A 23055-nucleotide genomic window follows, 5' to 3' on the forward strand; every position below is an offset into this window, starting at 1 on the left:
CTACCCCTCAGTCCGCTTCGCGGCCAGCTCATCCTGCAATTAGGGACGAACTTCGTTCGCAGTCCACTGGCTCGACTGTCGTCTCGCACATCGCCTACAAACAGCTCTGCTGTTTGCATCACGGCGATGTCCTGACAAGGGGAGCCAAGAATGAGCGGTGGCACGTCAGTTTTGGTTTAACGGAGCCAAATACGGGAAGCCGCGCGTCACAGCGCGCCGAAACCGACGGCGTGCTGTGTTTCGGAGCCGATGATGGCGTATCCCAGCGCCTTGGCCGGCACGATGATGCGGCGGCCCTTGTCATCGGTCAGGTCGATGGTCGTACCAGTCTCGACGGCCTGCGCGATGACCTGGCTGACCTTGTCGGCGGAGTCGTCGGTGCTGAAGTTCACCGGTCGAGCCACGTTCTGAATGCCCAGTTCGATGTCCATGAATGCTCCTCGCTTTCGGCCTTGCGGCCGCGGGTTGTTCGGTTGTGTGTCAATGGTTCCATTGTGCCGCGTGCGCGCGGCGGTGCCGGACGGTTACGCGCTCGGCGTGGCCTCTTCCGCGGTGCCCGAGACGGGGGTCGAGTCTCCCGTCTCGTCCGGATCGATATCGGCGTCGGCGGGCGTGACGGTGGGATCGGGGGTGACATTGGCGGAAACCGCGGAATCCTGGGATTCGGTGGTTCCGTCACCGGCCGGCGTGCTCGCGTCATGCGTCCCGTCCGTGTGCTCCGGCGTTGCCGGGCTGCTCGGCGAACTCAGCGGGTTGCCGTCCTCGTCGTAGCCTTCCAGTCCGGCGTGCGCGTCGCGCAGGGCGCGCTCCTCGCGTTCCAGCAGCGGAATGACCGTGGTCTTCGCGGTGGAGGAGTGCGAGAACCGTTCGCCGGTGTCGTCGGAGTCCATCAGGACATTGTTGGCCACCGGGCCGTGCAGGCTGACCGGTCCCGGGAACAATGGCCTCGGATGGGACATCGGGCGGCCGTTGGATTGCGTGGTGCCCCCGCCGCCGAAATGGCCGTGCGCGCTGGCATTGCCGGTCGTGCCGGTGCCATTGACGCCGGTCGAAGCACCCGCGGCGGACTGGTTGCGGGACTCCTGGGGATCCTGCGATTCCTGCGACTGGCCGGCCTTCTCCTGACGGTCCATCTCCAGCAGTTCCTTGAGGGTGATGGTCACCGAGGAATGCGGGGACGACGCGGCATGGGACGGCTGCGGCCTGGTCGAACCGGTGCCGCCGAATCCGGGGCGGGAGCCGCCGGCAAGCGGGGTGCTGGCCAGCGGATGGTCGGCCGTGCGGTCGGCTGCCGGTGACGAGCCGACCACCGGCGTCATCCCCACCTGACCCGCCGCCGAGATCTCGGCGGAACCGGTGCGATCCGGATCGGGGGTGTCGTCGGAAACATCGGCGGACTCGGCCACGGTCACGGACGAACCGGAGGCGCCGGAACCGCGACGCTCATCGTCCTGCAGCAGCGTGCCCACGGTGATGGTCGACGGCGAACCGGGCTTCGTTTCGCGCGCGCTGGCCTCTTTGGCGTCCGGCGCCGGCGTGGTGTCCCGGCTGATGATGCCGAGCTGATGCGCAAGACGTTCCACCTGCGCCTTGAACTGCATGATGCGGTCGTTGTCGCCGCGGTTGATGGCCTGGATGAACTCGCCCACCTGTTCCATCTGCAGCCACAGGTTGGCGCGCAGCATGATGAGGTCGTCCAGTCGGGAGCCCATCATGCGCCCGTAGGCGGCGAGCACGGCGTTGCGGTGCGATTCGTCCAGCTTGCCGAAGATCCACGCCAGATCGCGGGCCGGGTCGTTGACCTGCATATCCTGCCAGTTGGTCACGGCGGTGATGGTGGAGCCGGAGAACAGGAAGTCGCCGTCCGAGAACCCGCCATGCACGGTGCAGGTGGCGAACGACCACAGTCCCTCGGTCTCGATGACGCGCGCCCAGCTGTTGGTGATTTCGGTGGGCACGTGACCGGCCGAGCGCAGACGCCTGATCCAGGCGGTCAGTTGCGAGCGGATCTGGCCGGTGGTGAATACCGGATACTTGGCGGCGTTCAGGAACGCGGGGGAGAGGCGGTGGATGGCACCGAGCGCGGTGCCCACCGCAGCGCAGTCGTCCAACGTCAGCAGATCCAGCGGACGCGACTGGCCGTCACGGTGGGCGGCGATCAGCACGGTGGTCGAACCGGTGGGGCTCGGCTTGCTGGTGTCCACGGTGGCCGTGGCCTTGACGGTCTCCTCGTCCTTGTTGAACGCCTGGGCGGTGGCCGTCTGACCGGGCTTGGACACGTCGCCGGGAGCGAACGCGATCACGCGGTCCAGATCGAAGCCGAGGCCTCCGGGCTCGCGCGCGGCGGCCAGCGTCTGCGCGGCCTTCACGCGACGGACCAGACGGGTGCGACCCGCCGCGGTGTCGGTGGCATATACGTCATACAGGCGGCCCGAGGCATCCTGCACCACGGCCTGATCGATGCCCTTGGCCTCGTCGGTCGAGCTGGCCTGCGCGCTCTCCCTCACGCCGGCGACCGCCAGGTTCGGCAGGACGGCCGAAGTCAGCGCCGCCAACACATAGTTGCTACGTTTCATCACCCTTTAACACTAATACATGCCTTGCGCGGAAAGGCCGGTCGACACCATCGAATGAGCCATTTGCGCGGCATGCGGCGTCTCAGGCCGTCCCGGTCCGGGCTGGAGCGTGCCACAATGGAGGGCATGGAACAGGCGCAGACGATTCTCGAAGGCCTTGACGAACAGCAGCGGCGGGCGGCCACCACGCTGAACGGGCCGGTGCGCATCATCGCGGGCGCGGGTGCGGGCAAGACGCGCACGGTCACGCGGCGCATCGCCTACGCCTGCGCCACGGGCGCGTGGAAGCCGGAGCGGGTGCTCGCCGTCACGTTCTCGGTCAAGGCGGCCACCGAGATGCGCGTGCGCCTCGAACGGCTGGGCGTCGGCGGCAGCGCGCGGCAGGGGGCTGGCAACGGGGTCACGGCCGCGACCTTCCATTCGGCCGCGCTGAACCAGCTCAACAGCGTCTGGGCGGATGTGTGCGAGGCGCCTTTCCCTCATCTCATCGAGGACCAGCGGGACACCGTCGCCCGCGCCATCATGCACGTCACCGCGCAGTCGGACGTCGATCCGCTCACCGTGCGCGACGTGCTCGCCGAGATCAACTGGGCCAAGATCTCCCTGGTGGCCGTCGAGGATTACGTGCGCGTGTGCGCGGCCGCGAATCATCTGCCGCCCGCTGGTCTCGACGCCGAACGATTCAAGTCCATCTACGACGAGTATGAGCGGGAGAAGACCTCCCGCGGCGAAATCGACTTCGACGACATCCTGCTGCTCGTATGCCACATCATGGACGACTTCCCCGAGGCGGCGGCGCAGATCCGCTCCACCATCGGCTGGCTCACCGTGGACGAGTACCAGGACGTCTCCCCGCTGCAGCACCGGCTGATGACCCTGTGGCTGGGCGGCGGCGGGCCGGACGGCAAGGCCGCCATGAACCGCAACGTGTGCGTGGTGGGGGACCCGGCGCAGACCATCTACTCGTTCGCCGGCGCGTCCAGTTGGGATCTGCTGCGGTTCGCGGACGAATTCGGGCCGCTCGCCGCGGACATCGATCTCGGCACCGACTACCGTTCCACGCCCGAGGTGGTGAACCTCGCCAACCGGGTGCTCGCGGCCGCGCCGAATCGCGACGACTACCTGAAACTCGTTTCGGCGCGTGAGCCGGGACGCCGCGTGAGCCGGACCGTGTACGAGACCGACGTGGAGGAGGCCCAGGGCGTGGCGGCACGCATCCGCAAGCTTATGGCCGCCGGCGTCAAGCCCTCCGACTGCGCGATCCTGACGCGCATCAACGCGCAGCAGCCGGTGTTCGGCGCGGCGCTGCGTGCCGCCGGCATCAAGTTCCGCGTGCGCAAGGACGCGGGTTGGCAGTCGTCCGCGCTCGCCGGCGAGGCCGCGGCCAAGCGTGCGCTGCTGGAGGCCATGGGGCTGGACGCCACCGGATTGAAGCTCGAGGACGATCCGGGCGTCACGATTTCCACCATCCACGCGGCCAAGGGTCTGGAATTCAAGCATGTGTTTCTGGCGGGCTGTTCCGAGGGCCTGCTGCCGTACGGCGCGCCCGAACCGGGGGAGACGCTGGAGGAGGAACGGCGGCTCATGTACGTGGGCATCACCCGAGCCGAGGATTCGCTGCACCTGTCCTACGCCCGCACCAAGGACGGCTATGGCGCCCAGCAGCGTCGTCCCTCGCGGTTTTTGTAGCGCATGTAGGGTGGGTGGCATTGCCCACATTGTGCCCACATTTTTCTGCAAAAGGTGTCAAAATGTGGGCAAAAAGAAGTTGGCGGTCGTCGGAATGGCTTGATTTCGTTGGCGTTCCAACGGTCTGGAAGGGTGGGCAATGAGGGACTCGAACCCCCGACATCCACCGTGTAAAGGTGGCGCTCTAACCAACTGAGCTAATTGCCCGCGGATGTCAAGAATAGCGCATGGGCGGACCCGACGCGACACTTGACGTCTAATAATGCGAAATGGTCGCGAAAACCAGTCAGCGGCCCTTGCCGAAGGCGCGCAGACGGATGCCGTTCCAGTCCGGGCCCACGGTCAGCGGAGTGGCCGCGTTCATGCCGGCGGTCTTCGCGGCGGACTGCACGGTGGAGGAGCTGGCCGCACCCGGACGACCGGGCTTCGGGGTCAGCACCCACAGCGGGCCGTCGTCGCCGAGCACCGCGTACGCATCGACGATGGTGTCGGACAATTCGTCCTCGTCGTCGCCGTCGCGCCACCACAGAATGACGCCATCCACCGCGGAGTCATAGTCCTCGTCCACGAGCTCCTCGCCGGTGAGCTTCTCGATCTCGGCGCGGATGGAATCGTCCACGTCGTCGTCCCAGAGCCATTCCTGGATGATGTCTCCAGGCTTGAAACCGAATTCTTCCGCGTTCTGTGATGCCGTTTGATTCACAGTGGATACATTAGCAAGCCACTGCGAACAATCGCGTTAACGGCACCGAAAAATCCTTCGGATTGTGGACACCGGACGTTCGGGGAAGGGGCGAAAGACCGACGGCCGTGCGTCGGGCCGATCGGGCGATAGGTTCGACGCACGGCCGGCCCGCGGCGATCCTCGCCACGAATATTGGTGGCGATCCGTGCGGCTCACGCGGTGCAGTGCGGCAGGTTGTCCGCCTGCCCCCTGCCGATGGCGACGAGCGCCTGATACGCCTCGTCCAGCGTGGAGACCTTCACGTCCCGCAGCCCGTCCGGCACATGCCCCACCACATCCGCGCAGTTCGACTCCGGTGCCAGGAACCATGTGGCCCCGTCGCGCTTGGCGCCGAGCATCTTCAACCGGATGCCGCCGATCTTGCCCACCTTGCCCTTCGCTTCGATGGTGCCGGTGCCGGCGATGGTCTCGCCGCCGGTCTCCTCGGCGGGGGTGAGCTTGTCGATGAGACCCAGCGTGTACATCATGCCGGCGGACGGGCCGCCGATGCTGTCCACATGCATCGTCACCTTGAGGTTCTTCAGCGTGGCCTTGCTGATGCCGAGCTCGTCCGCATGCGCCTTCATATACGCGAGCCCGGCCTTGGCCGCCGAATCCTGGGAGCCGGTCATGTCCGAATCGACCTTCTTCTGGTACTCGTCGGCGGTCTGGCCCACCGGCACCACGGCCTCGCGCGGCATGACCTCCACATGCGGGTTGGCCCACCCCCATACGGCCTGCGCGTTGATGATCGGGTAGCCGGGCACGCCCGACGCGCTCACCGTCACCAGCAGCAGCTTGCCGGAATCACGGTGCGTCTCGACGCCGCTGCCGGACACGGCGATCACCTGCCCCTCCCTGACCTTGCCGAGCACGTCCTGGGTGGGGCCGGGCATCTCGATGACGTACGGGCTCGGCAGCAGCAGGATCGCCGCGCCCAGGACCACGGCCAGCGCGCCGACGAAATACCGGGGCGAACGGCTCGTGACGTACCGGCGCACATCCCGCCAGTACCCGGCAAGGAAACGCGCCACCCGCGCACCGGGGCCATCGGCCGCGGCTTCTCCGGCCCGTCCGCTCCGGGAAGGCTGTTCGGACTGTTTATTCCTGTGACGTGCAAACATATCCAACAGTGTATGCAACGGTCCTGCACGAGCCGCGCGCGGAACCCGTCAGGACGCGCGGCGCGAAAAAATCCTCGGCCGCAGGCGAACGGGCGCGGGAAGACCCTACACTTGGGGTAACAGACCTTGGGGTAACACACCGCGGCAAAGAAGGATACGCATGGACGACAACGCGATTCACGAATGGCTCATCAAGTGCTTCGGCCCCGTGCAGGGGGAGATGGCCTGGCAGCAGATCAACCAGCTGCCCGCCGAGATCCGCGAGCAGCTCATGAGCCAGGATCCCGGCAGACTACCCGATCCCTCCGAAGTCCAGCAGATGATGGCCGCGTTCACGGCCGGCGGCCTCAACACCATGGGCGACATGCAGCGCACGGTGGAGGAGGGGCCCATCAACGTCAAACTCGCCAAATCCATCGCCCTGCAGCAGGCCAACGCGGCCGGCTCGGCCTCCAGCGTGACCGCCATCGAGGGCGAGGCCGCGCGCCGCGCGATGAGCGAGGCCAACCTCTGGCTGGACACCGCCTGCGAGTTCAACCCCGCACCCGGCGAGCCGGACGTGCTCACCCGCGCCGGATGGGTGGAAGGCACCATCGACCAGTGGGCCAAGTTCGCCGCGCCCGTGGCCGAATCGATGAACGACGCGCTCGCCTCCGTGATCTCCGAACGACTCGGCGGCATGCTGGGCGACGGTGAGATCGCCGGCATGTTCGCCGGCCCGGTGCCGATTCCGATCCCGGATGGCATGAAGGATCCGGCCCAGCTCATCAAACTGCTCGGCAACACGTCCTTCGCCATGCAGCTGGGACACGCGGCCGGCAACCTGAGCCACGAGGTGCACGGCAGCTTCGACCAGGGCATCGCGCTCACCAAGAACCCCGCCGGCGCGCTGATCGCACAGAACGCAACCGAATACGCCAAGGCGCTCAACGGCGAGACGACGACCGACGGCACGCAGGGGAGCGGTGCCTCCGGTGCGGCCGACGGCGATGCTTCCGGCAACCCGATCGGCTTCACGTCCGCCCGCAAGGCCGACGCCGGCGCCGATCCGGCCGGGGCCGGCCAAGCCGATTCGTCCGAGTCCGCCGCCGATCAGGCCGCGTTCGAGGCCGCCTTCGCCGGGTTCAACGCCACCGAGAAGATCCCCGAATCCGAGGTCCTGTCCTATCTGGCATTGCAGGAGATGGCCCATGCCCGCCTGTACGCCTCCGTGCCGTGGCTGATGCCCCGCTTCGAGGCGCTCATCGGCAAGTACGCGCGTGGCATCTCCATCGACCTGGACGCGATGGAGGAGCAACTGCGCGACGCCACGTCCATGGACCCCGAGTCCATCTCCGATGCGGTCAACCTCACCAAGGTCGGCATTCCGGACACGCCCGAACAGCGTGAGGCGCTCGCCTCGCTCGAATCGCTGCTGGCCATGGTCGAAGGCTGGGTCGATTGCGTGGTGTGGCGTGCGGGCATGGCCCACCTGCCGCACATCGAGCAGCTGCGCGAGATGACCCGCCGCGAACGCGCGATGGGAGGCCCCGCCGAACGCACCTTCGAAAGCCTGCTCGGCCTGCAGCTGCGCCCCAAGCGCATGCGCGAGGCGGCCGGACTGTGGGAGATGATCACCGCCGCGGAAGGCTCCGAAGGCCGCGACGCGAAGTGGTCCCATCCCGATCTGCTGCCCATCCTGCCCGGCGACCGGTCCGGATCGGACGATTCCGGCGCATCCGGTACGACCGGTGCCGGTTCCGCTTCCGGCTCCGGTACCTCCGGCATCGGCGCCACGCATCCGGCGGCGGACGGCAAGTCAAGCGACATCGACTGGGACGCCGAACTGTCCAAGCTCCTCGGCGAGGACGGCGATGAGGACGGTTCCCACGACCCGGCCGATCCGGGCGATTCCGACGGCCCGGCTGCCGGTGACGAGTGACCTTCCCGGCCTTCCCGGCGCAGTGAGAACGGGAAGGAAACCGGGAAGGCGTTGACGACGGGCGTCGCAACAGTCACGTAAAGTTGTGTTCGGAGTGTTTCATTCAGCAGGAGGTCGGACAGCCGATGGCGCAGAAACTTCGTGAAGGGGAAAGCAAGTCGGGCATCGCCCGTGCAGGCAAGCGCAAGTGGGGGTACGATCCGGCTCAGGTCGATGGCTTCCTGGAACGAGCCCACGCGCTGTATGACAGCGAGGGCGCCAAACTCACCCAGCGCGACATCCAGGACGTCTCCTTCGACGTGGCCAAGAACGGCTATGTCATCAGCCAGGTGGACGCCGCGCTGAGCCGTCTCGAACGCGCCGTGGTGGACAAGCAGACCACCTGGGAGATCTCCCAGCATGGCCGCGTGGCATGGAAGGCGCAGACCGAGAAGCTCTACCAGGAGATCGCCAAGCACGCCGAACGCGCCGAACGCGAACGTTTCCGCTCCGGCAACGCCAAGCAACCCTCCTATGACAAGAAGCAGGTGGATCGCCTCGTCGACCAGATCGTGGACAAGGCCGCCGCCTCCCTGGGCGTGGACGGCGTCAACCCGGAGGACGTGCGCAAGCTCGCGGACCTCAACGCCAATGCGGTCAACAACGTGGTCTTCACCCAGCGCAAGGGCAAGAAGGGCTATGACGAACGTCAGGTGGACTATTTCCTCAACACTTGCGTCCAGCTGCTGAGCCGCCTCGAATCCTACGCCCGCGTGGCTGATTTCGTAGGCGATTCCTCGGCCTCCGCCGCGGCCGAGGCCGCATCCCCGGCACCCGCCGCGGACGTCTCCTCCCTGTTCTCCTCCGCCTCCCCGCAGGCTCCGGCCCCCGAACCCGCCGTGCAGGCGCAGCCCCAGATGGCGGCCTCCCCGGTCTACCACGAGTCGTTCGACGCGCTTCATCAGGCCGAGCGTGATCTGTTCGCCGCTCCCGCCGCGCAGGAGAAGCCGGTCTCGTACGCGCCCGCGTTCTCCGCATCCGCGCCTTCGGGCCCGTCCGCGCCGCAGCCCGTCTCATACGCCCCGTCCGTCATGCCGGAACACCGGCACGCCGAACCGGTGACGCCCACGCCTGCCACCGCCGCTCACGCCGTGGCCCAGTCCGAAACCGTGGTGCTTTCCCCGATTCCGGACGATTCGTTCGGCACCAAGGCCGGCCAGGGCGCTTCCGCCGAACCCGCCGCGCAGTCGCCGGCCGATTCCCATGCCGCCGCATCCGCCGTGTCCGACTATGCCGCCCCGGTGCAGACCGCGGCGCAGCCGGCTCCGGAACCGCCCGCCGCGCCATCGTTCGCACCCCTGCACACCCGCGATGCCGCCACCCGGCATGCGCCGGAGAGCACCGAGCCGGTCATCGACACCTCGCGCGACGACTCCTCCCTGGCCGCCCTGGCCCACATGGTGGAGATTTCCCAGGAGATGCCGGCCATCCGCACGCAGGCCTTCGAGCCCAAGATGCCGAGCCTCGACACGCCAAGCGTCCTCAAGCTCAACGACCTGCCCGAGCCCGTCATGCCGTCGTCCGTCGGACATGCCGGCACCAGCGGGACGCCATCCGACGACTCCGGCGCGCAGTCTGGCACGCCGTCGGACGAGCATCATTCGACGCAGCCGCCCGCGGCACCGGCATCGCCGTCCCCGGCGCAGCATCACACCGACGATCTTTTCCCGTCGTTCTTCCCGCTGGAGAACGGATTCGATACGGACATCCCGGATCTGTCCTTCCCGACCCTGAACGACCATGAACCGAAGAAGGAACAGTGAGCATAGTCTCCAACTCCAGCGTCGTCATCCTCGGATCCACCGGATCCATCGGCACCCAGGGACTTGACGTCATCGCACGTCATCCCGAGCGCTTCACCGTCACCGGATTGGCCGCGGGCGGCGGACATGTGGAATTGCTCGCCCAGCAGGCGATCCGGTTCCGCGTGCCGGAAATCGCCGTGTACGACCAATCCAAGGTCCCGGCCCTGCGTGAGGCGCTCGAACAGGCCGGTGCCCGTTCCTCGGTGCGCGTCAGCGGAGGCCCGGAAGCGGTCCTCGCCATGGCGGGCTCCGGCGCGAACGTGGTACTCAACGGCATCACCGGATCCATCGGCCTCGAACCGTCGATCGCGGCGCTTCAGGCGGGTTCGCAGCTCGCGCTGGCGAACAAGGAATCGGTGGTGGCCGGCGGCCATCTGCTCTTCGGCGCCCAGGTGCGCGAACAGCAGATCAACCCCGTGGACTCCGAGCATTCCGCCATCTGGCAGTCGTTGAGAAGCGGCACCCACGCCGAGGTGGCCAAGCTCGTGGTCACCGCCTCTGGTGGCCCGTTCCGCGGCTGGAAGCGTGCGGACATGGCGAACATCACGCCCGAGCAGGCGTTGCACCACCCCACCTGGAACATGGGCCCGGTGGTCACCATCAACTCCTCGACCCTGATGAACAAGGGCCTTGAGGTCATCGAGGCGTCCCGGTTGTTCGACGTGCCGCCCGAACGCATCGACGTGACCGTGCACCCGCAGTCCATCGTCCATTCCATGGTCGAATTCGTGGACGGCGCCACCATCTGCCAGGCCTCGCCGCCGGACATGCGCCTGCCCATCGCGCTGGGCCTGTCCGCGCCCGACCGCATGGGCGACGTGGCCGCGGCCTGCGACTGGACCAAGGCCGCCACGTGGACCTTCGAGCCGTTGGACGACGAGGCGTTCCCCGCCGTCTCGCTGGCGCGCCACTGCCTGTCCGCGTCCGAGAAGCATACGGCCGTGCTGAACGCGGCCAACGAACAGGCCGTGCATGCCTTCCTCGACCACCGACTGCCCTACCTCGGTATCGTCGACACGGTCAAGGAGGTACTTGACGAGATGGACGCCGAATTGCGCGGCAACCCGCTGTTCGCCGACGTGGAGGAAATGAGTCAGGTTGAGCACGAGGCCCGCCGCCGCGCCGACGACCTGATAAACAAGCAGTGATGAATACGTTGAGCACCGAACTACCTGTCAACAAGCCGTTCCGCAAGACCGGGGACCCGGCGGAGCTGACCAGCGAATCGCCGTTGCATCCGCGCCGCAAATCCCGCCGCATCATGGTCGGACCGGTGCCGGTGGGTGGGGGAGCCCCCATCTCCGTGCAGTCCATGACCAACACGCTTACGGCGAACGTGCCGGCCACGCTCCAGCAGATCGCTGAGCTGACCGCCGCCGGCTGCGACATCGTGCGCGTGGCCGTGCCCAGCCAGGACGACGCCGACGCCCTGCCCGAGATCTGCCGCAAGTCGCCGATCCCGGTCATCGCGGACATCCACTTCCAGTCCAAGTACGTGTTCCAGGCCATCGACGCCGGCTGCGCGGCCGTGCGCGTGAACCCCGGCAACATCCGCAAGTTCGACCAGGTCGGCCCGGACATCTGCAAGGCCGCCACGGACGCGGGCATATCCCTGCGCATCGGCGTGAACGCCGGTTCGCTGGACAAGGAGCTCTACGCCAAGTACGGCGGCCCCACCCCCGAGGCGCTCGTGGCCTCCGCTCTCAAGGAAGCGCACATGTTCGAGGACGTGGGCTTCCATGACTTCAAGATCTCCGTCAAGCACCACGACGTGATCACCATGGTCGAAACGTACCGACTGCTCGCCTCCAAGGGCGACTGGCCGCTGCACCTCGGCGTCACTGAGGCCGGCCCCGCATGGCAGGGCACCATCAAATCCTGCCTCGCGTTCGGCGCCCTGCTGGCCGAGGGCATCGGCGACACGATCCGCGTGTCCCTCTCCGCCCCACCGGTCGAAGAGGTCAAGGTGGGCTGCAAACTCCTGGAATACATGGGACTGCGCCCCCGCAAGTTCGACATCATCTCCTGCCCGAGCTGCGGCCGCGCCCAAGTGGACGTGATCCAGCTCGCCTCCGCCGTGACCGAAGGCCTCAAGGACGTGACCGCGCCGATCCGCGTGGCCGTGATGGGCTGCATCGTCAACGGCCCCGGCGAAGCGCGCGAGGCCGACCTCGGCGTGGCCTCCGGCAACGGCAAGGGCCAGATCTTCATCAAGGGCAAGGTCATCGAAACCGTGCCCGAGGACCAGATCGTGGAGACGCTGCTCACCAAGGCGCAGGAGATCGCCGCCCAGATGGAGGCGGACGGCCAGGTGCCCGCCGGGTCCACCGGCCCGGTCGTCGTGCCGATCCAGCATCCGAACCGCTGATATATTCCGTGGCTCTGTTAACCAAGATTGACATGAATACCACCGGACTACCCCTCAGCCGGCTTCGCCGACAGCTCGTCCTGCAATTAATGACGAACTCCGTTCGCGGCCTACTGGCTCGGCTGTCGCCTCGTACATTGCCTACAAACGGCTCTGCCGTTTGCTTCACGGCAATGTCCTGACAAGGGGAGCCGAGAATAAGGGCCATGTCAATCTTGATTTAACAGCCGTATTCCGCCATCGGCCCTTACCGGGCCGGTGGCGTTTTCGTTGTTCGCCGCCGACGGAACAGGGCAGGCCCGGTGCCACAATGGTCTGCGTGTCGAATCAGGAACAGCAGAGCGAAACCCGGCCATGGACCCGCGGCCATCGGCTGATGGTCAGCCTGCCCATCTTCATCATGCTGTTCGGCATCCTCGCGGCCGTCTCCAACATCACTATCGTGCCGTGGAACATCGAACCCACCGGCCAATCGATGGCCACCCTCAGCGACGACACGGCGGTCACCTTCGACACCGCCACCGCCTCCGGTCTGCCGGACAAAGGTTCGTACACCGTCATCGAGCGGTACGTCACCCTCAACATCGCGCGCGACGGATCCCTGACCACGCAGGCGGGCTTACGGAACAAGGCCAACGAACAGGGAGTGCAGTCCATCAAGGTACTCATCCGCGAGCCCGAAGGCGCCTCCGGCAAGCGCCCGGCCGTCGTCTTCATGCACGGCGCAGGCTACGGCACCTGCGACAACTCCTTCGGCGACGTGGCCGCGGACATGGCCTCCGCCGGCTTCGTGACCGCCGTGCTGGACAAGCCCGTCTGGAACACCACCGACATCAACCGCGACTACCCGGCCTCCGCCAAGGCCTACGACCAGGTCATCGCCTACCTGCGTGACCAGAACAACGTGGACGCCTCGAAGGTCGGCATCTACGCCACCTCCGAATCCACATGGATCTCCTCATACCTGCTCGAGGACGACCCGGACATCGCCTTCCAGATTCTCCTGAGCCCGATGGTCTTCAGTCCCCGTCAATCCCTCGGCTTCTTCGTGACCCAAGACTTCACGCTGGCCGGCGCGAACGACGGCTACCAATCCATCGTGCAGCGCCTGTTCAGCGCGGACGGCACCGTGGTGGGGCTGACGAACTTCGACATCCGCACCCTCGGTCCCGGTGCATACGACATCCCCACCTACGTGGCGTACGGGTCCAAGGACGTGATGACCGCGCAGGTGGACGGCGTGCGCGCGATCCTGTACGAGGCGCACCGGGCCGGCAACTGGGATGTGACGGTCCGCAGCTATCCGGTGGCCAACCATGTGCTGCGCCTGGGCGACGAATCCGAAGCCGGAACGCCGTTCGCCGACGCCTACGTGGACGACCTCATCGACTGGGCCGTCGGCACCACCGCGGGCCTCAAACAGACCAGCGAACGAGTGGCCGGCACCGACCTGTACCAGTCCATCGGACTGCCGGGCGCGCTGAAGGCACGTCGCGCCGGCACCATCTACGGCCTGATTCTGCACGCCACGCTGATCCTGCTGCTGATCGCCTCCGCGGTGCTCGCGCTCGTGGCGCTGGTCCGCGTCATCGTAGTTCGCTCACGCTGGCGGCGCGCACGCAGGCAGACGCTGAAAGGCCGCGGGCAGGACAGGCCGGGCGACGGGTCGGGCGGAACGGCGACAGCCGTGCCGCTGCCCGCCAAACCGGTCGTGCTCGGCTTCTCGCACGGCTTCGGCGGCGCCCTCCTGACCCTGACCTTCACCACGCTGGCCACGCTGCTCATCTTCGCCGCGGGCCTCGGCCAGGTGGTCATGGGCGTGGTCCGACTGGCGTGGGGCGGCGCCCCCACCGAAACGCCGGGCGTAATGTACTGGAGCTGGCCGGTGATCCAGGTGGTCTCCGTGCTGGTGGTCTGGGCATGGTCGCGCGTGTTCATGCGGCTCATCGAAGTCGCCTCCGCACGCGGGCTCATCCAATGGCCGCCGCGCAAGGGGGCCGTCCGCGGCATCGTCACTGGAACCGAACCGGTGCTCGCCTCCACCAGACTCGGCCGCGTGCTGTTCTGGCTCGTCACCTTCACCATGCTCAACGTGCTGCTGTTCTTCGCCTTCTGGGGGCTGTTCATCTACTGACTGCGTTCCGAACCACCACCGGAAACGGGAAACGAGGAGAGAAAACCAATGTCGCTCTACCGTGACGAGGCCGTGGTCCTGAGGACCGCCAAACTCGGCGAGGCGGACCGCATCATCACCCTGCTGACCCGCGGGCACGGCAAGATACGCGCGGTGGCCAAAGGCGTGCGACGCACCAAATCGCGGTTCGGCGCCCGACTCGAACCGTTCATGCGCGTGGATGTGCTCATCGCCGAAGGCCGTTCGCTGGACGTGGTCTCCCAAGCCGAATCCGTGGCCGCGTACGGAGCCGCCATCGCCACCGACTACGCGGCGTACGAGGCCGCCAACGTCATCGTGGAGACCGCGGACAAACTGGTGAACACCGAACACGAGCAGACCGTGCGGCAGTACAGGCTCGTCATCGGCGCCTTGAACGCGCTCGCCAAACACGCCCACGCGCCGCGGGCCATCGGCGACTCCTACGTGATGCGCGCGCTCGCCCTGGCCGGCTGGACGCCGCGACTCACCACCTGCGTGGTGTGCGGCCAACGCGAAGGCGCCTACCTGTCCATCGCGGCCGGAGGCGTGATGTGCGAGGCCGACCACACCACGGACGCCCGCCGCATCCCACCGCTCGCCCTGCGCCAGTTCGCGGCGCTCGTGGACGGCGACTGGGCGGTGCTCGACGCCGAGCCGCTCGACACCGTCGCCGAACAGTTGGTTGAAGATTGGGGGGAGTATTACCTGGAGCGGCCGATTCGTTCGCTGCGCTTGATAGATTCGTGAGTATGGCTTTTGAGAACGTCGACTACACTTCGTTGAGCATTCCGGCGGCACCGTTTTCCGACCCCGCCCGCATCCCCGATTTCCCCAAGGACAAGGTGCCCCGCCATGTGGGCGTCATCATGGACGGCAACGGCCGCTGGGCCAAGCAGCGCGGCATGATCCGCACCAACGGCCATCAGGCCGCCGAACCGGTGGTATTCGACACCATCGCCGGCGCAATCGAGGCGGGCGTGCGTTACCTGTCGCTGTACACGTTCTCCACCGAAAACTGGAAGCGCTCGCCGCAGGAGGTGCGCTTCCTCATGGGGTTCTCGCGTGAGATCATCCACCGTCGTGTGGCGCAGATGGATGAGTGGGGCGTGCGCGTGCGCTGGTCCGGCCGCCGTCCGAAGCTGTGGAAGTCGGTGATCGACGAGCTGGAGATCGCGCAGGAGCGTACGAAGAACAATAAGGTCATCGACGTGGTGTTCTGCATCAACTACGGCGGGCGCGCCGAAATCGCCGACGCCTGCGCCGCCATCGCCCGCGAGGTGCGTGACGGCAGGATTTCCGGCGACCGCGTGACCGAGAAGATGATCGCCGACCATCTGTACAACCCGGATATTCCCGACTGCGATCTGGTGATCCGTACGTCCGGCGAACAGCGCACGTCGAACTTCCTGCCGTGGGAGGCCGCCTACGCCGAACTCGACTTCGTGCCCGAGCTCTTCCCCGACTGCGGCCGTGAGGTCCTCTGGCGCTCCATCGACCACTACATCCACCGTGATCGTCGATTCGGCAACGCCAAGTAACAGTTCTTGGCTCCCCTCTCTGAGGGGAGCTGTCGAACGAAGTGAGACTGAGGGGAGTACGACGGATAAACGTGGTGCTCCCCTCAGTCAGCTTCGCTGACAGCTCCCCTCAGCGAGGGGAGCCAAAAAAGCAACTATTGATCCAGGTCCTCGTCCTTGCCATTGCCGAGTGCGAGCCACTCCACCAGCGAAATCACGCCCAGCAATATCGCCGTCTGGGCGATCACCACCACGGTGGCGGAGAAGATCAGCGGCGTGCGGAACGAGTTGAACGCGGCCTGCAGCCAGATGCCCAAACCGTTCATCGCGCCCAGATATTCGGCGGTGGCCGCCGTGCCGAAGACGTACGCGGCGGCGATGCGCAGACCACCGAAGATCTGACGGGCCGCCACCCTGAGCTTGACATGCGTGAGCGTCCAGAATCGCGTGGCGCCGCAGGTCAGCGCCACATCCTCATAGAACTGCGGCACGGCGTTGAGTCCGCGTGCGGTCTGCACGGCGATGGGGAACACGCCGAACACGGCCACGATCACGATCTTGCCCAACGGTTCGAAACCGAACCAGATCATGAACAACGGTGCCACCGTGATGAGCGGGATGGTCTGCGCAGCCGCCAGCAACGGATAGAACGCCCGGTACATGGTCTTGGACACATACAGTCCGATGCCGATGGCGATGCCCGTCACGATCGCGATGGCGAAGCCCGTGATGCCTTCATACGCGGTGATGGAGGCAGCCGTCATGAGATCGGGCCACGTATCGACCATCGAGGCCACGATCTGGGTGGGCGCGGCGAGCACGCGCTCCGAAATGTGCCCGGCCCGGACCGCCGCCTCCCAGACCACCAGCAGGCCGCCGATGGTCAGCGCGGGCGGGGCGATGCGCGCGAGCCAAGATTGCAATTGCTTCATAACAGTCTTTACCCGATGAATTGGCCCCCTCGCGAGGAGGAGGCCATGGTTATCGGTTATCGGCGTCAGGCCACGTAATCGTTCGTGGCGAGTTCCTTGGCCTGTGGGGCTTCGGCCGGGTTCTTGCCGTCCTTGTCCTTGTACGTGCCGGCCTTGTACTGGAAGTCCAGATACGGCTGGGCGTCGTCGAAGTTCACGGTGCCGGGCAGGGACTTCGCGTCATCCGTGGTCCAGTAGCCGTTCTTGGCGATCTCCTCCATGGAGGTGCGGGTCAGCTTGGAATCGAGCTGGGCCTCCTTGGCCTGCTCGACCAGCAGGTCGGCGGCCTTGTCCGGGTTGGCCAGCGCGTAGTCGTAGCCCTTCTTGGTGGCCTCGATGAACTTCTTGAGCGCGTCGGCGTTCGCGGAATCCTTGAGCCAGGAGGACTTCACGGCGAAGCCGAGCTGGTCCGGGTTGCCGGGCACGCCCCAGTCGGAGGCCACGAAGCAGTTGAGGGCCGGGCCGTTGAGCTCGCTCTCCACGCCCTCCCAGGTCACGTAGAAGCCGCCGAAGTCGCCCTTGCCGCTGGTCAGCGTCTCGAAGGTGTTGGTGCCGGCGGTGGCGGTCTTGATCTCGCCGGTGCCGCCCGCGTACTTGATCATCTGCTGCACCACGGCGGTCTGCTCGGCCGAGCCGAAGCTCACGAAGGTCTTGCCGGACAGGTCCTTCGGGGTCTTGATGTCCGTGCGGGAGGCCAGCGCGCACCAGCGGGCCACCGGCTTCTGGGTCAGGTCGAACACGAACTTCAGATCGGCGCCCTGCGAGTTGAAGGCGGCCACGTTGCTCAGCGTGGTGAAGCCCACGTTGGCCACGCCGTTCTCCACGCTGGTCTCCGCGCCGGCCTGCGCGGTGGGCAGGATCTTCACGTTGACGCCGGCGTCCTTGTAATAGCCGAGCTTCTGGGCCACGTACAGGCCGATGTGGTTGGTATTCGGCGTCCAGTCCAGCATGAACGAAACGGTGGGGGTGCTTGAATCCTTGGTCGAATCGCCGGAATCGGCGGTGTTGGTGGATCCGCAGGCCGCCACGGACAGGCCGAGTGCGGCGGCTCCGAACACGGCCGCCAGCTTGGTCAGACCCTTCTTGACTTCAATCTTCATCTCAATGTCACCTTGCCTTCCGCGCATAGTGCGCTACAGTCCGACTCTCGGCAGACGGGAAGGTGAGGAGCCCGCGCGAGACATCGGACCAACGCCCCTTGTCGCGTATGCGGGGGCGTGATTCCTTATGATGTGGGCACGGCTGCTGCCACCAACCGCGCGAACGGCTCCCAGTATAACCGCGATGATGCCAACCGTTCGGATAGGACTTCGCCGGTGCACCGTGCTAGGAATAGCGCTGCCGTGACGCGATGGGTGGGGCTCAGTGGGGAGCTGGCATCCATATTGCCTCTGCGGGCCGGGTCATGGCGTGGAGTATCTGCCATCTGGTATCCATTCCGCCTCGATGACATGCGCTTACCGGGGCGGAACGGGGAATACCACCCTGTTGGACCCCGCTGAGGATACGCCAGCGCGGTAAAACGGGTATGCGGATACGGAAAAGCCTCGCTCAGTATGGGCTCAGCGAGGCTTTTTGGGGATTGGCTGACCGAACGTCCGCGCCCGGCCGACCGGGCGGTCGGCTTATTACTCCAGTCCGATGGACTTCAGGTGGTGCAGCTTCAGCGAGCTGACGGTCAGCGAGCCGGATTCGGCCGCAAGCCTGATGGCGCGCGGGCCTTCGGAGGCGTAGGAGTAGGAACTCAGCACCTGGTGGCCGCCGTTGACGTACACCTCCACGGAGCCTCGGTCCACGAACACGCGCAAATCCAACGTGCCGGCGGCGAGCTCGGCCTCGGTCAGGGGAGCGGTGCGGTAGCCGCGGTCGCCGTGCTTCATGGTCTGACGGTCCAGCACCACGCGGCCGAGCTGGTCGTCGTACGCCACGTACGTGTACGCGCCGTCCTCGGTGGCGTGGATCTTGAGACCCGCGCGCTCGGCGGTGGACTGCTTGAGATCGATGGTCATCTCGATCTCCACGGCCTCGGCGTCGTCGGAGACGATCTTCTCGCCGTCGCCATCGAGCACGATCGCGCCATGATCGTACGTGTCCTCGCGCAGGCCCTCCATCTCGGCGACCGGCGCGGTCACCACATCGCCGTCCGCGCCAAGCGTGATCTCACGCGGCAGGGTGAGCTGGCCGCACCAGCCGTCCTCCATGGAAGGTGCGGGGTCCATGAACGGGGCCATCCAACCGTAGATGATCTGACGGCCATCCGTGCCACCGGCGTTGAACGACTGCGGTGCGTAGTAGTTGTGGCCGCAATCCCACGGGCGGAATTCGGTCTCCGGCTGGAATGCGCCGCCCGGTTCCCACGTGCCGATCATGTATCCGGCGTTGACCTCGTTGCGGTTGGCGAAGCCGTTCGGCTTGGAGCCCATCGCGGAGAAGCCGATGACCCACTTCTCATTGCCGTCCTTGTCCTTCAGCGGGAAGAAGTCGGGGCATTCGAGCATGAACACGTTCGGATCCGGGTGCTCGAACAGCACGCGCTCGTACTTCCAGGACACCATGTCCTCGGAGGTGAACAGCCACATCTGGCCACGCTTTTCGGCGGAGGAGACGCCGAAGGTCATGTACCAGGTGTCGCCGGTCTTCCACACCTTCGGATCGCGGAAGTTATGGAAGACGCGATCGGTCGGGCAGTCGATGATCATGCCCTGCTTGGTGGCGGAGGTGAGCTCGTCGTTGTCCGGGGTGGCGAGCAGCTGCACCTGCCAGTCGTCGGTGCGGTCCTCCGGGCTGCGCCAGCGGTGGCCGGTGTAGTAGAAGCGCAACTTGCCGTCGTCGCCGATGACGGCGGAACCGGAGAACACGCCGTGCTTGTCCTCCTCCAGGGAGGGGGCGAACATGATCGGCTCGCGCTTCCAGTGGATCATGTCGGCCGAGGAGACGTGGCCCCAGTGCATCGGGCCCCAGTGGGAGCTGTACGGGTGCAGCTGGTAGAAGACGTGCCAGCGGCCATGGTAGTAGCACAGGCCGTTCGGGTCGTTGATCCAGCCGCCGTTTGAGGCGATGTGGTACTTCGGGTACCAGCGGTCGACGCGCTTGGCGGCGAGTGCGGCCACTCCTTCCTCCGCCTTGGCCAGCTCGGCCTGATGATCGAGGATGGGGTTGAACACGGGGGTTGCCGGGGTGAAATCGGTCATGGCTGTCCTTTGCCTTGATGTGGTGACTGATATGTTGCGTTCCACGGTGATGGCGCCGTTGCGATGGTGTGGTTGTTTCACTTGTCATTATGCGACGTCAATCGATTGACGTCAATCGATTGACGTGCGTGGCGTGTCGTAGCGAAGGGCGTGGAAATGACATGCGGATGGCGTGGGAATGATGCGCGGGGCGCGGCCGAGACATGCCCCACGGAACTCGTCCGGGGCGGAGCTGGGACAAGCCTGCCTTACCGCCGCACCGACTCCTTTTCGATCAGCGTGCAGCGGATCTTCGCCGGTACGGGCCCGTCGAGCGGTGGCAGGGGAGCGGTGGTCTCCGGCCAGTCCGCGTCGTCCAGCGGACGGTCCTCGATCATCGAGACCAGCTTGGCCACGGACCAGTAGCCCATTTCGAAATGCGGCAGTTCCACGGTGGTCAGCTGCGGACTCAGCGTCTCCGCGAAGACGCGGTGGTTGTCCACGCCCACCACGGAGATGTCGCGTCCCACCGTCAGTCCCCGGCGCGCGGCGCATTCGTAGACGTACCAGGCGCGTGCGTCGTTGAAGCAGAAGAAACCGTCCGGTCGTTCGCCGTCGAACAGTTCCGAGACCGCGTTCAACGCCGGCTTGTTGTTCGGCACGTGGATTACCAGTCGCTCGTCGAAGTCACGCCCGGCCTCCTCCAGTGCGGCACGGTAGCCGTCCAGACGCCCCTGTTCGGCGATGATCGGGTCTGCGGCCCCGACATAGGCGATGCGCCGGCAGCCCGCGTCGATGAGCCGCTTGGCGGCGTCATAGCCGATGTAGAACTCATCCGGCTCCACGCTGGGCACGGCGCCCGCCTCGTCGGTGGCGTCCACCAGCACCAGCGGCGTGTCCTTGAGCGATGCGGGAACGTCGGTCAGCCGGTTCGACATCTTGGCATACAGGAACCCGTCCGTACCGTACCGCTGCAACGCGGCGATCTCCTTGGCCTCGCTGTCCCTGCCGTCCGTGCTGACCACGATGAGCATGTAACCGAGCTGCTGGGCCGCGCGTTGCGCGCCGAGGATGATGCCGCCCGCATACGGGGTGGTGGCCACATCCTCGCTGATGAAACCAAGGATATGCGTGCGCCCGGTGCGCAGCGAACTGGCCAACGGGTTCGATTGGTATCCGAGCTCAGCGGCGATATCCCGCACGTTGGCGGCGATTTCGGTCTTCACGCGCCCCTCGTCGCGGTTGTTGAGCACCAGCGACACCGTCGAGACCGACACTCCCGCCTGCTTGGCGATTTCCTTCATCGTAACCATAGCGTCAAACGATACACCCATATGTTTCGGTGTCTTTGACGATCAGGGCCGGGATGTAAAGAAAGGCATGGATCGGGCGCGTACGAGACCGAATCCCGGGGTTACAGGTTCCGCACCGCCCCGACGAACAACGGCACGTCGTCCGGCGTGGTCAAGGCGTAGATGAACGGGCGGTCCACGGTGAACTCCACGTACTGCGGTTGCTCCGGTGCCGACCCGGATTTCGCGTCCACCTTGGTGAACGCCGCCGCCTTGGCGCCGTTCTCGTTCACCTCGATGCGCGTGCCCTGGATGATCGAGCCGATGAACAACTCATCGGAGGACGAGGTCGTCATTTTGCTCAGGTCGGCGGTTCCGGGTGTGAAGGCGTCGGTGACACCCAACTTTTTCAACGCCTCGATGGTTTCGCCGGAAGCGAACGTGCTGTCGATGGTGAATTTCGGCAGCCGGACGTTGACCGAAGTGGGATTGGAGGACACGCCCCATCCGGCGGAGGCATCGACCGCACAGCCGTACTCATCGCCGAGACACGTGCCCAGCGCCCAGCGCAGCTTCTGCGTGTCCGAAGCGATCTCGTCGAAATGTCCGGCCGCCGGCAGCAGGATGGTCAGCGAGCCGCCGTTGTCGAACGGGATCGAAACCCGCTGCCAGGTGTCGTTGTCGTTGTCGCGCGCCCAGGCCATGCCCTCGAAGAGCCGTTGCATCATCGGCACCTCGGCATCGCCGTCCTCGCCGTGGAACGTCTCGGTGGTGGTCGCCTCGGGTTCGAACGGGTCCTTCCAACGTCCGTCCGCATACACGGTGTTGATGATGGAGATGACCTCCCCGTCGCGCAGGGTGATGTCCGGTTTCAGCACATCCTCGGTATGGCCGGCGATCCAGCGGCTCATACGCTTCGCCGCGGCGTCGTTGAACGTCAGCGACTCCACGTCCGCATCGAAGGCGTCCTTGACGGTCGCCTTGAAATCGCCGTCCAACGTGTACCGGCTGTCAATCCACAGCGAGTTGGCCGCATTCATCTCGGATTGCGAGCCGTCGTACCGACCGTTGATGGAACGCAGCAACGACCGGTAATCGTCCGCATCCAATGACCCCGTGCCCAGCAGACCGTTCAGTTGGGAGCGGGTCGTGCCGTCGGCGCCCTGCGCGGCGAGCGCCAACGCCAGCCACATCGAGGCGGGGGAGTAGTTCACGTTGCCGTTCGGATCCTGGGCGGACTCCATCGTGAGGAACTCCGGCGAGGATTGGTACGTGAATTCGGAGACTCCCTCGATGGTGGCTGTCGTCGCGGGGCGCGCGGCCGGCTTGAACAGGTTCATGCCGATGAGCCGTCCATCGCCGGCCGTCCACCACACGCCGCCCGCGATGATGAGCAGGGACGCCGCGATGATGCCCGCGGTGATGCGGACGAGACGCTTCCGCCTATGCTGGCGTGCGCGGTAATACTCGAAAGTCGTCGTGCTCATGATGGGCTCCTTCCGCCGCATCGGTTCCGTGCCACATCGCGCGGGAACCTATCTCCATTGTACGGAAAGCGCCTCTTACACAAGCGGGACCGACGTGCCTCACGTTTTTTGAGCGCGAAATGGGTAGTGGTGCCTCACCTGGAGTGAGCGCGAAACCGGGTTGGTCTGTTTGGCTTGTCGTATGGAAGACAGGATCAGCATGGCGACGAAGCGGCAG

The 23055-nt window shown here is 66.0% G+C and carries 16 protein-coding genes, 1 tRNA gene and 1 pseudogene; 8 read left to right on the forward strand and 10 right to left on the reverse strand.

The annotated features are described in order from the left end of the window. Positions 1–206 precede the first annotated feature (206 nt). Together JS536_RS08240 and JS536_RS08245 are read right to left on the reverse strand one after the other, a co-directional pair. On the reverse strand, positions 207–431 hold the full coding sequence (locus JS536_RS08240) for a DUF3107 domain-containing protein (RefSeq protein WP_214356530.1): 225 nt from the start codon (positions 429–431) through the stop codon (positions 207–209). A 696-nt stretch (positions 432–1127) separates the two neighbouring features. Next, positions 1128–2576: pseudogene (locus tag JS536_RS08245) on the reverse strand (phosphotransferase); the annotation flags it as partial. 126 nt (positions 2577–2702) lie between these two features. Between JS536_RS08245 and JS536_RS08250 the strand changes: the two are divergent. Then, a complete protein-coding gene (locus tag JS536_RS08250; protein WP_214356532.1) occupies positions 2703–4265 on the forward strand; it encodes an ATP-dependent helicase in 1563 nt (520 codons plus the stop codon). Between the two features lie 133 nt (positions 4266–4398). On the opposite strand, the gene JS536_RS08255 is transcribed toward JS536_RS08250, so the two are convergent. From JS536_RS08255 to JS536_RS08265, 3 genes are all read right to left on the reverse strand, one after another. Then, positions 4399–4472: transfer RNA gene (locus JS536_RS08255), tRNA-Val, on the reverse strand. Positions 4473–4551: 79 nt separating this feature from the next. Further along, positions 4552–4968, reverse strand: coding sequence for a DUF3052 domain-containing protein (locus tag JS536_RS08260; protein ID WP_109057571.1), 417 nt, complete (start codon positions 4966–4968; stop codon positions 4552–4554). A 194-nt stretch (positions 4969–5162) separates the two neighbouring features. Next, positions 5163–6023, reverse strand: a complete 861-nt coding sequence (locus JS536_RS08265) for a S16 family serine protease (RefSeq protein WP_346427474.1) — start codon at positions 6021–6023, stop codon at positions 5163–5165. 250 nt (positions 6024–6273) lie between these two features. On the opposite strand from JS536_RS08265, the gene JS536_RS08270 reads away from it, so the two are divergent. From JS536_RS08270 to JS536_RS08300, 7 genes are all read left to right on the forward strand, one after another. After that, positions 6274–8034: a zinc-dependent metalloprotease gene (locus JS536_RS08270; protein WP_214356533.1), complete on the forward strand. Its 1761-nt coding sequence runs from the start codon at positions 6274–6276 to the stop codon at positions 8032–8034. 125 nt (positions 8035–8159) lie between these two features. Further along, on the forward strand, positions 8160–9836 hold the full coding sequence (locus JS536_RS08275) for a DivIVA domain-containing protein (protein WP_214356534.1): 1677 nt from the start codon (positions 8160–8162) through the stop codon (positions 9834–9836). Next, positions 9833–11026, forward strand: coding sequence for a 1-deoxy-D-xylulose-5-phosphate reductoisomerase (gene dxr / locus JS536_RS08280; protein ID WP_214304669.1), 1194 nt, complete (start codon positions 9833–9835; stop codon positions 11024–11026). Before JS536_RS08275 ends, dxr begins: the two co-directional genes overlap by 4 nt. Further along, positions 11026–12246, forward strand: a complete 1221-nt coding sequence (gene ispG, locus JS536_RS08285) for a flavodoxin-dependent (E)-4-hydroxy-3-methylbut-2-enyl-diphosphate synthase (protein WP_214304668.1) — start codon at positions 11026–11028, stop codon at positions 12244–12246. Before dxr ends, ispG begins: the two co-directional genes overlap by 1 nt. A gap of 376 nt (positions 12247–12622) precedes the next feature. Continuing rightward, positions 12623–14380, forward strand: a complete 1758-nt coding sequence (locus JS536_RS08290) for an alpha/beta hydrolase (protein WP_214356553.1) — start codon at positions 12623–12625, stop codon at positions 14378–14380. 48 nt (positions 14381–14428) lie between these two features. After that, positions 14429–15148 (forward strand): DNA repair protein RecO, encoded by a 720-nt coding sequence (recO, locus tag JS536_RS08295; protein WP_214356535.1) that lies wholly within the window; start codon positions 14429–14431, stop codon positions 15146–15148. A 2-nt stretch (positions 15149–15150) separates the two neighbouring features. Continuing rightward, a complete protein-coding gene (locus JS536_RS08300) occupies positions 15151–15939 on the forward strand; it encodes an isoprenyl transferase (protein ID WP_214304666.1) in 789 nt (262 codons plus the stop codon). A gap of 134 nt (positions 15940–16073) precedes the next feature. Here the strand turns inward: JS536_RS08300 and JS536_RS08305 are convergent, their stop codons facing one another. The 5 genes from JS536_RS08305 to JS536_RS08325 all read right to left on the reverse strand — a co-directional run bounded on the left by JS536_RS08305 (position 16074) and on the right by JS536_RS08325 (position 22838). Beyond that, the gene (locus tag JS536_RS08305; protein WP_214356536.1) at positions 16074–16850 is read right to left on the reverse strand and encodes an ABC transporter permease; all 777 of its coding nucleotides are present in this window, start codon (positions 16848–16850) and stop codon (positions 16074–16076) included. A gap of 65 nt (positions 16851–16915) precedes the next feature. Beyond that, positions 16916–17983, reverse strand: coding sequence for an ABC transporter substrate-binding protein (locus JS536_RS08310; RefSeq protein WP_214356554.1), 1068 nt, complete (start codon positions 17981–17983; stop codon positions 16916–16918). Between the two features lie 534 nt (positions 17984–18517). Continuing rightward, positions 18518–20080, reverse strand: a complete 1563-nt coding sequence (locus JS536_RS08315; protein ID WP_214356537.1) for a GH32 C-terminal domain-containing protein — start codon at positions 20078–20080, stop codon at positions 18518–18520. 248 nt (positions 20081–20328) lie between these two features. Next, positions 20329–21372 (reverse strand): LacI family DNA-binding transcriptional regulator, encoded by a 1044-nt coding sequence (locus tag JS536_RS08320; protein ID WP_214356538.1) that lies wholly within the window; start codon positions 21370–21372, stop codon positions 20329–20331. 101 nt (positions 21373–21473) lie between these two features. Then, positions 21474–22838 (reverse strand): serpin family protein, encoded by a 1365-nt coding sequence (locus tag JS536_RS08325; protein ID WP_214356539.1) that lies wholly within the window; start codon positions 22836–22838, stop codon positions 21474–21476. Positions 22839–23055: the final 217 nt, after the last annotated feature.

Origin of the sequence: Bifidobacterium sp. SO4, from assembly GCF_018555355.1 — a bacterium.
GTDB classification, from domain to species: domain Bacteria; phylum Actinomycetota; class Actinomycetes; order Actinomycetales; family Bifidobacteriaceae; genus Bifidobacterium; species Bifidobacterium miconisargentati.

What these genes read in the sequence shown, in the direction of transcription:
- JS536_RS08305 (WP_214356536.1), bottom strand. Translation starts at nt 16,850, where the DNA reads ATGAAGCAATTGCAATCTTGGCTCGCGCGCATCGCCCCGCCCGCGCTG.
- JS536_RS08250 (WP_214356532.1), top strand. Translation starts at nt 2,703, where the DNA reads ATGGAACAGGCGCAGACGATTCTCGAAGGCCTTGACGAACAGCAGCGG.
- JS536_RS08315 (WP_214356537.1), bottom strand. Translation starts at nt 20,080, where the DNA reads ATGACCGATTTCACCCCGGCAACCCCCGTGTTCAACCCCATCCTCGAT.
- recO (WP_214356535.1), top strand. Translation starts at nt 14,429, where the DNA reads ATGTCGCTCTACCGTGACGAGGCCGTGGTCCTGAGGACCGCCAAACTC.
- JS536_RS08270 (WP_214356533.1), top strand. Translation starts at nt 6,274, where the DNA reads ATGGACGACAACGCGATTCACGAATGGCTCATCAAGTGCTTCGGCCCC.
- JS536_RS08240 (WP_214356530.1), bottom strand. Translation starts at nt 431, where the DNA reads ATGGACATCGAACTGGGCATTCAGAACGTGGCTCGACCGGTGAACTTC.
- JS536_RS08290 (WP_214356553.1), top strand. Translation starts at nt 12,623, where the DNA reads ATGGTCAGCCTGCCCATCTTCATCATGCTGTTCGGCATCCTCGCGGCC.
- JS536_RS08300 (WP_214304666.1), top strand. Translation starts at nt 15,151, where the DNA reads ATGGCTTTTGAGAACGTCGACTACACTTCGTTGAGCATTCCGGCGGCA.
- JS536_RS08320 (WP_214356538.1), bottom strand. Translation starts at nt 21,372, where the DNA reads ATGGTTACGATGAAGGAAATCGCCAAGCAGGCGGGAGTGTCGGTCTCG.
- ispG (WP_214304668.1), top strand. Translation starts at nt 11,026, where the DNA reads ATGAATACGTTGAGCACCGAACTACCTGTCAACAAGCCGTTCCGCAAG.
- JS536_RS08275 (WP_214356534.1), top strand. Translation starts at nt 8,160, where the DNA reads ATGGCGCAGAAACTTCGTGAAGGGGAAAGCAAGTCGGGCATCGCCCGT.
- JS536_RS08325 (WP_214356539.1), bottom strand. Translation starts at nt 22,838, where the DNA reads ATGAGCACGACGACTTTCGAGTATTACCGCGCACGCCAGCATAGGCGG.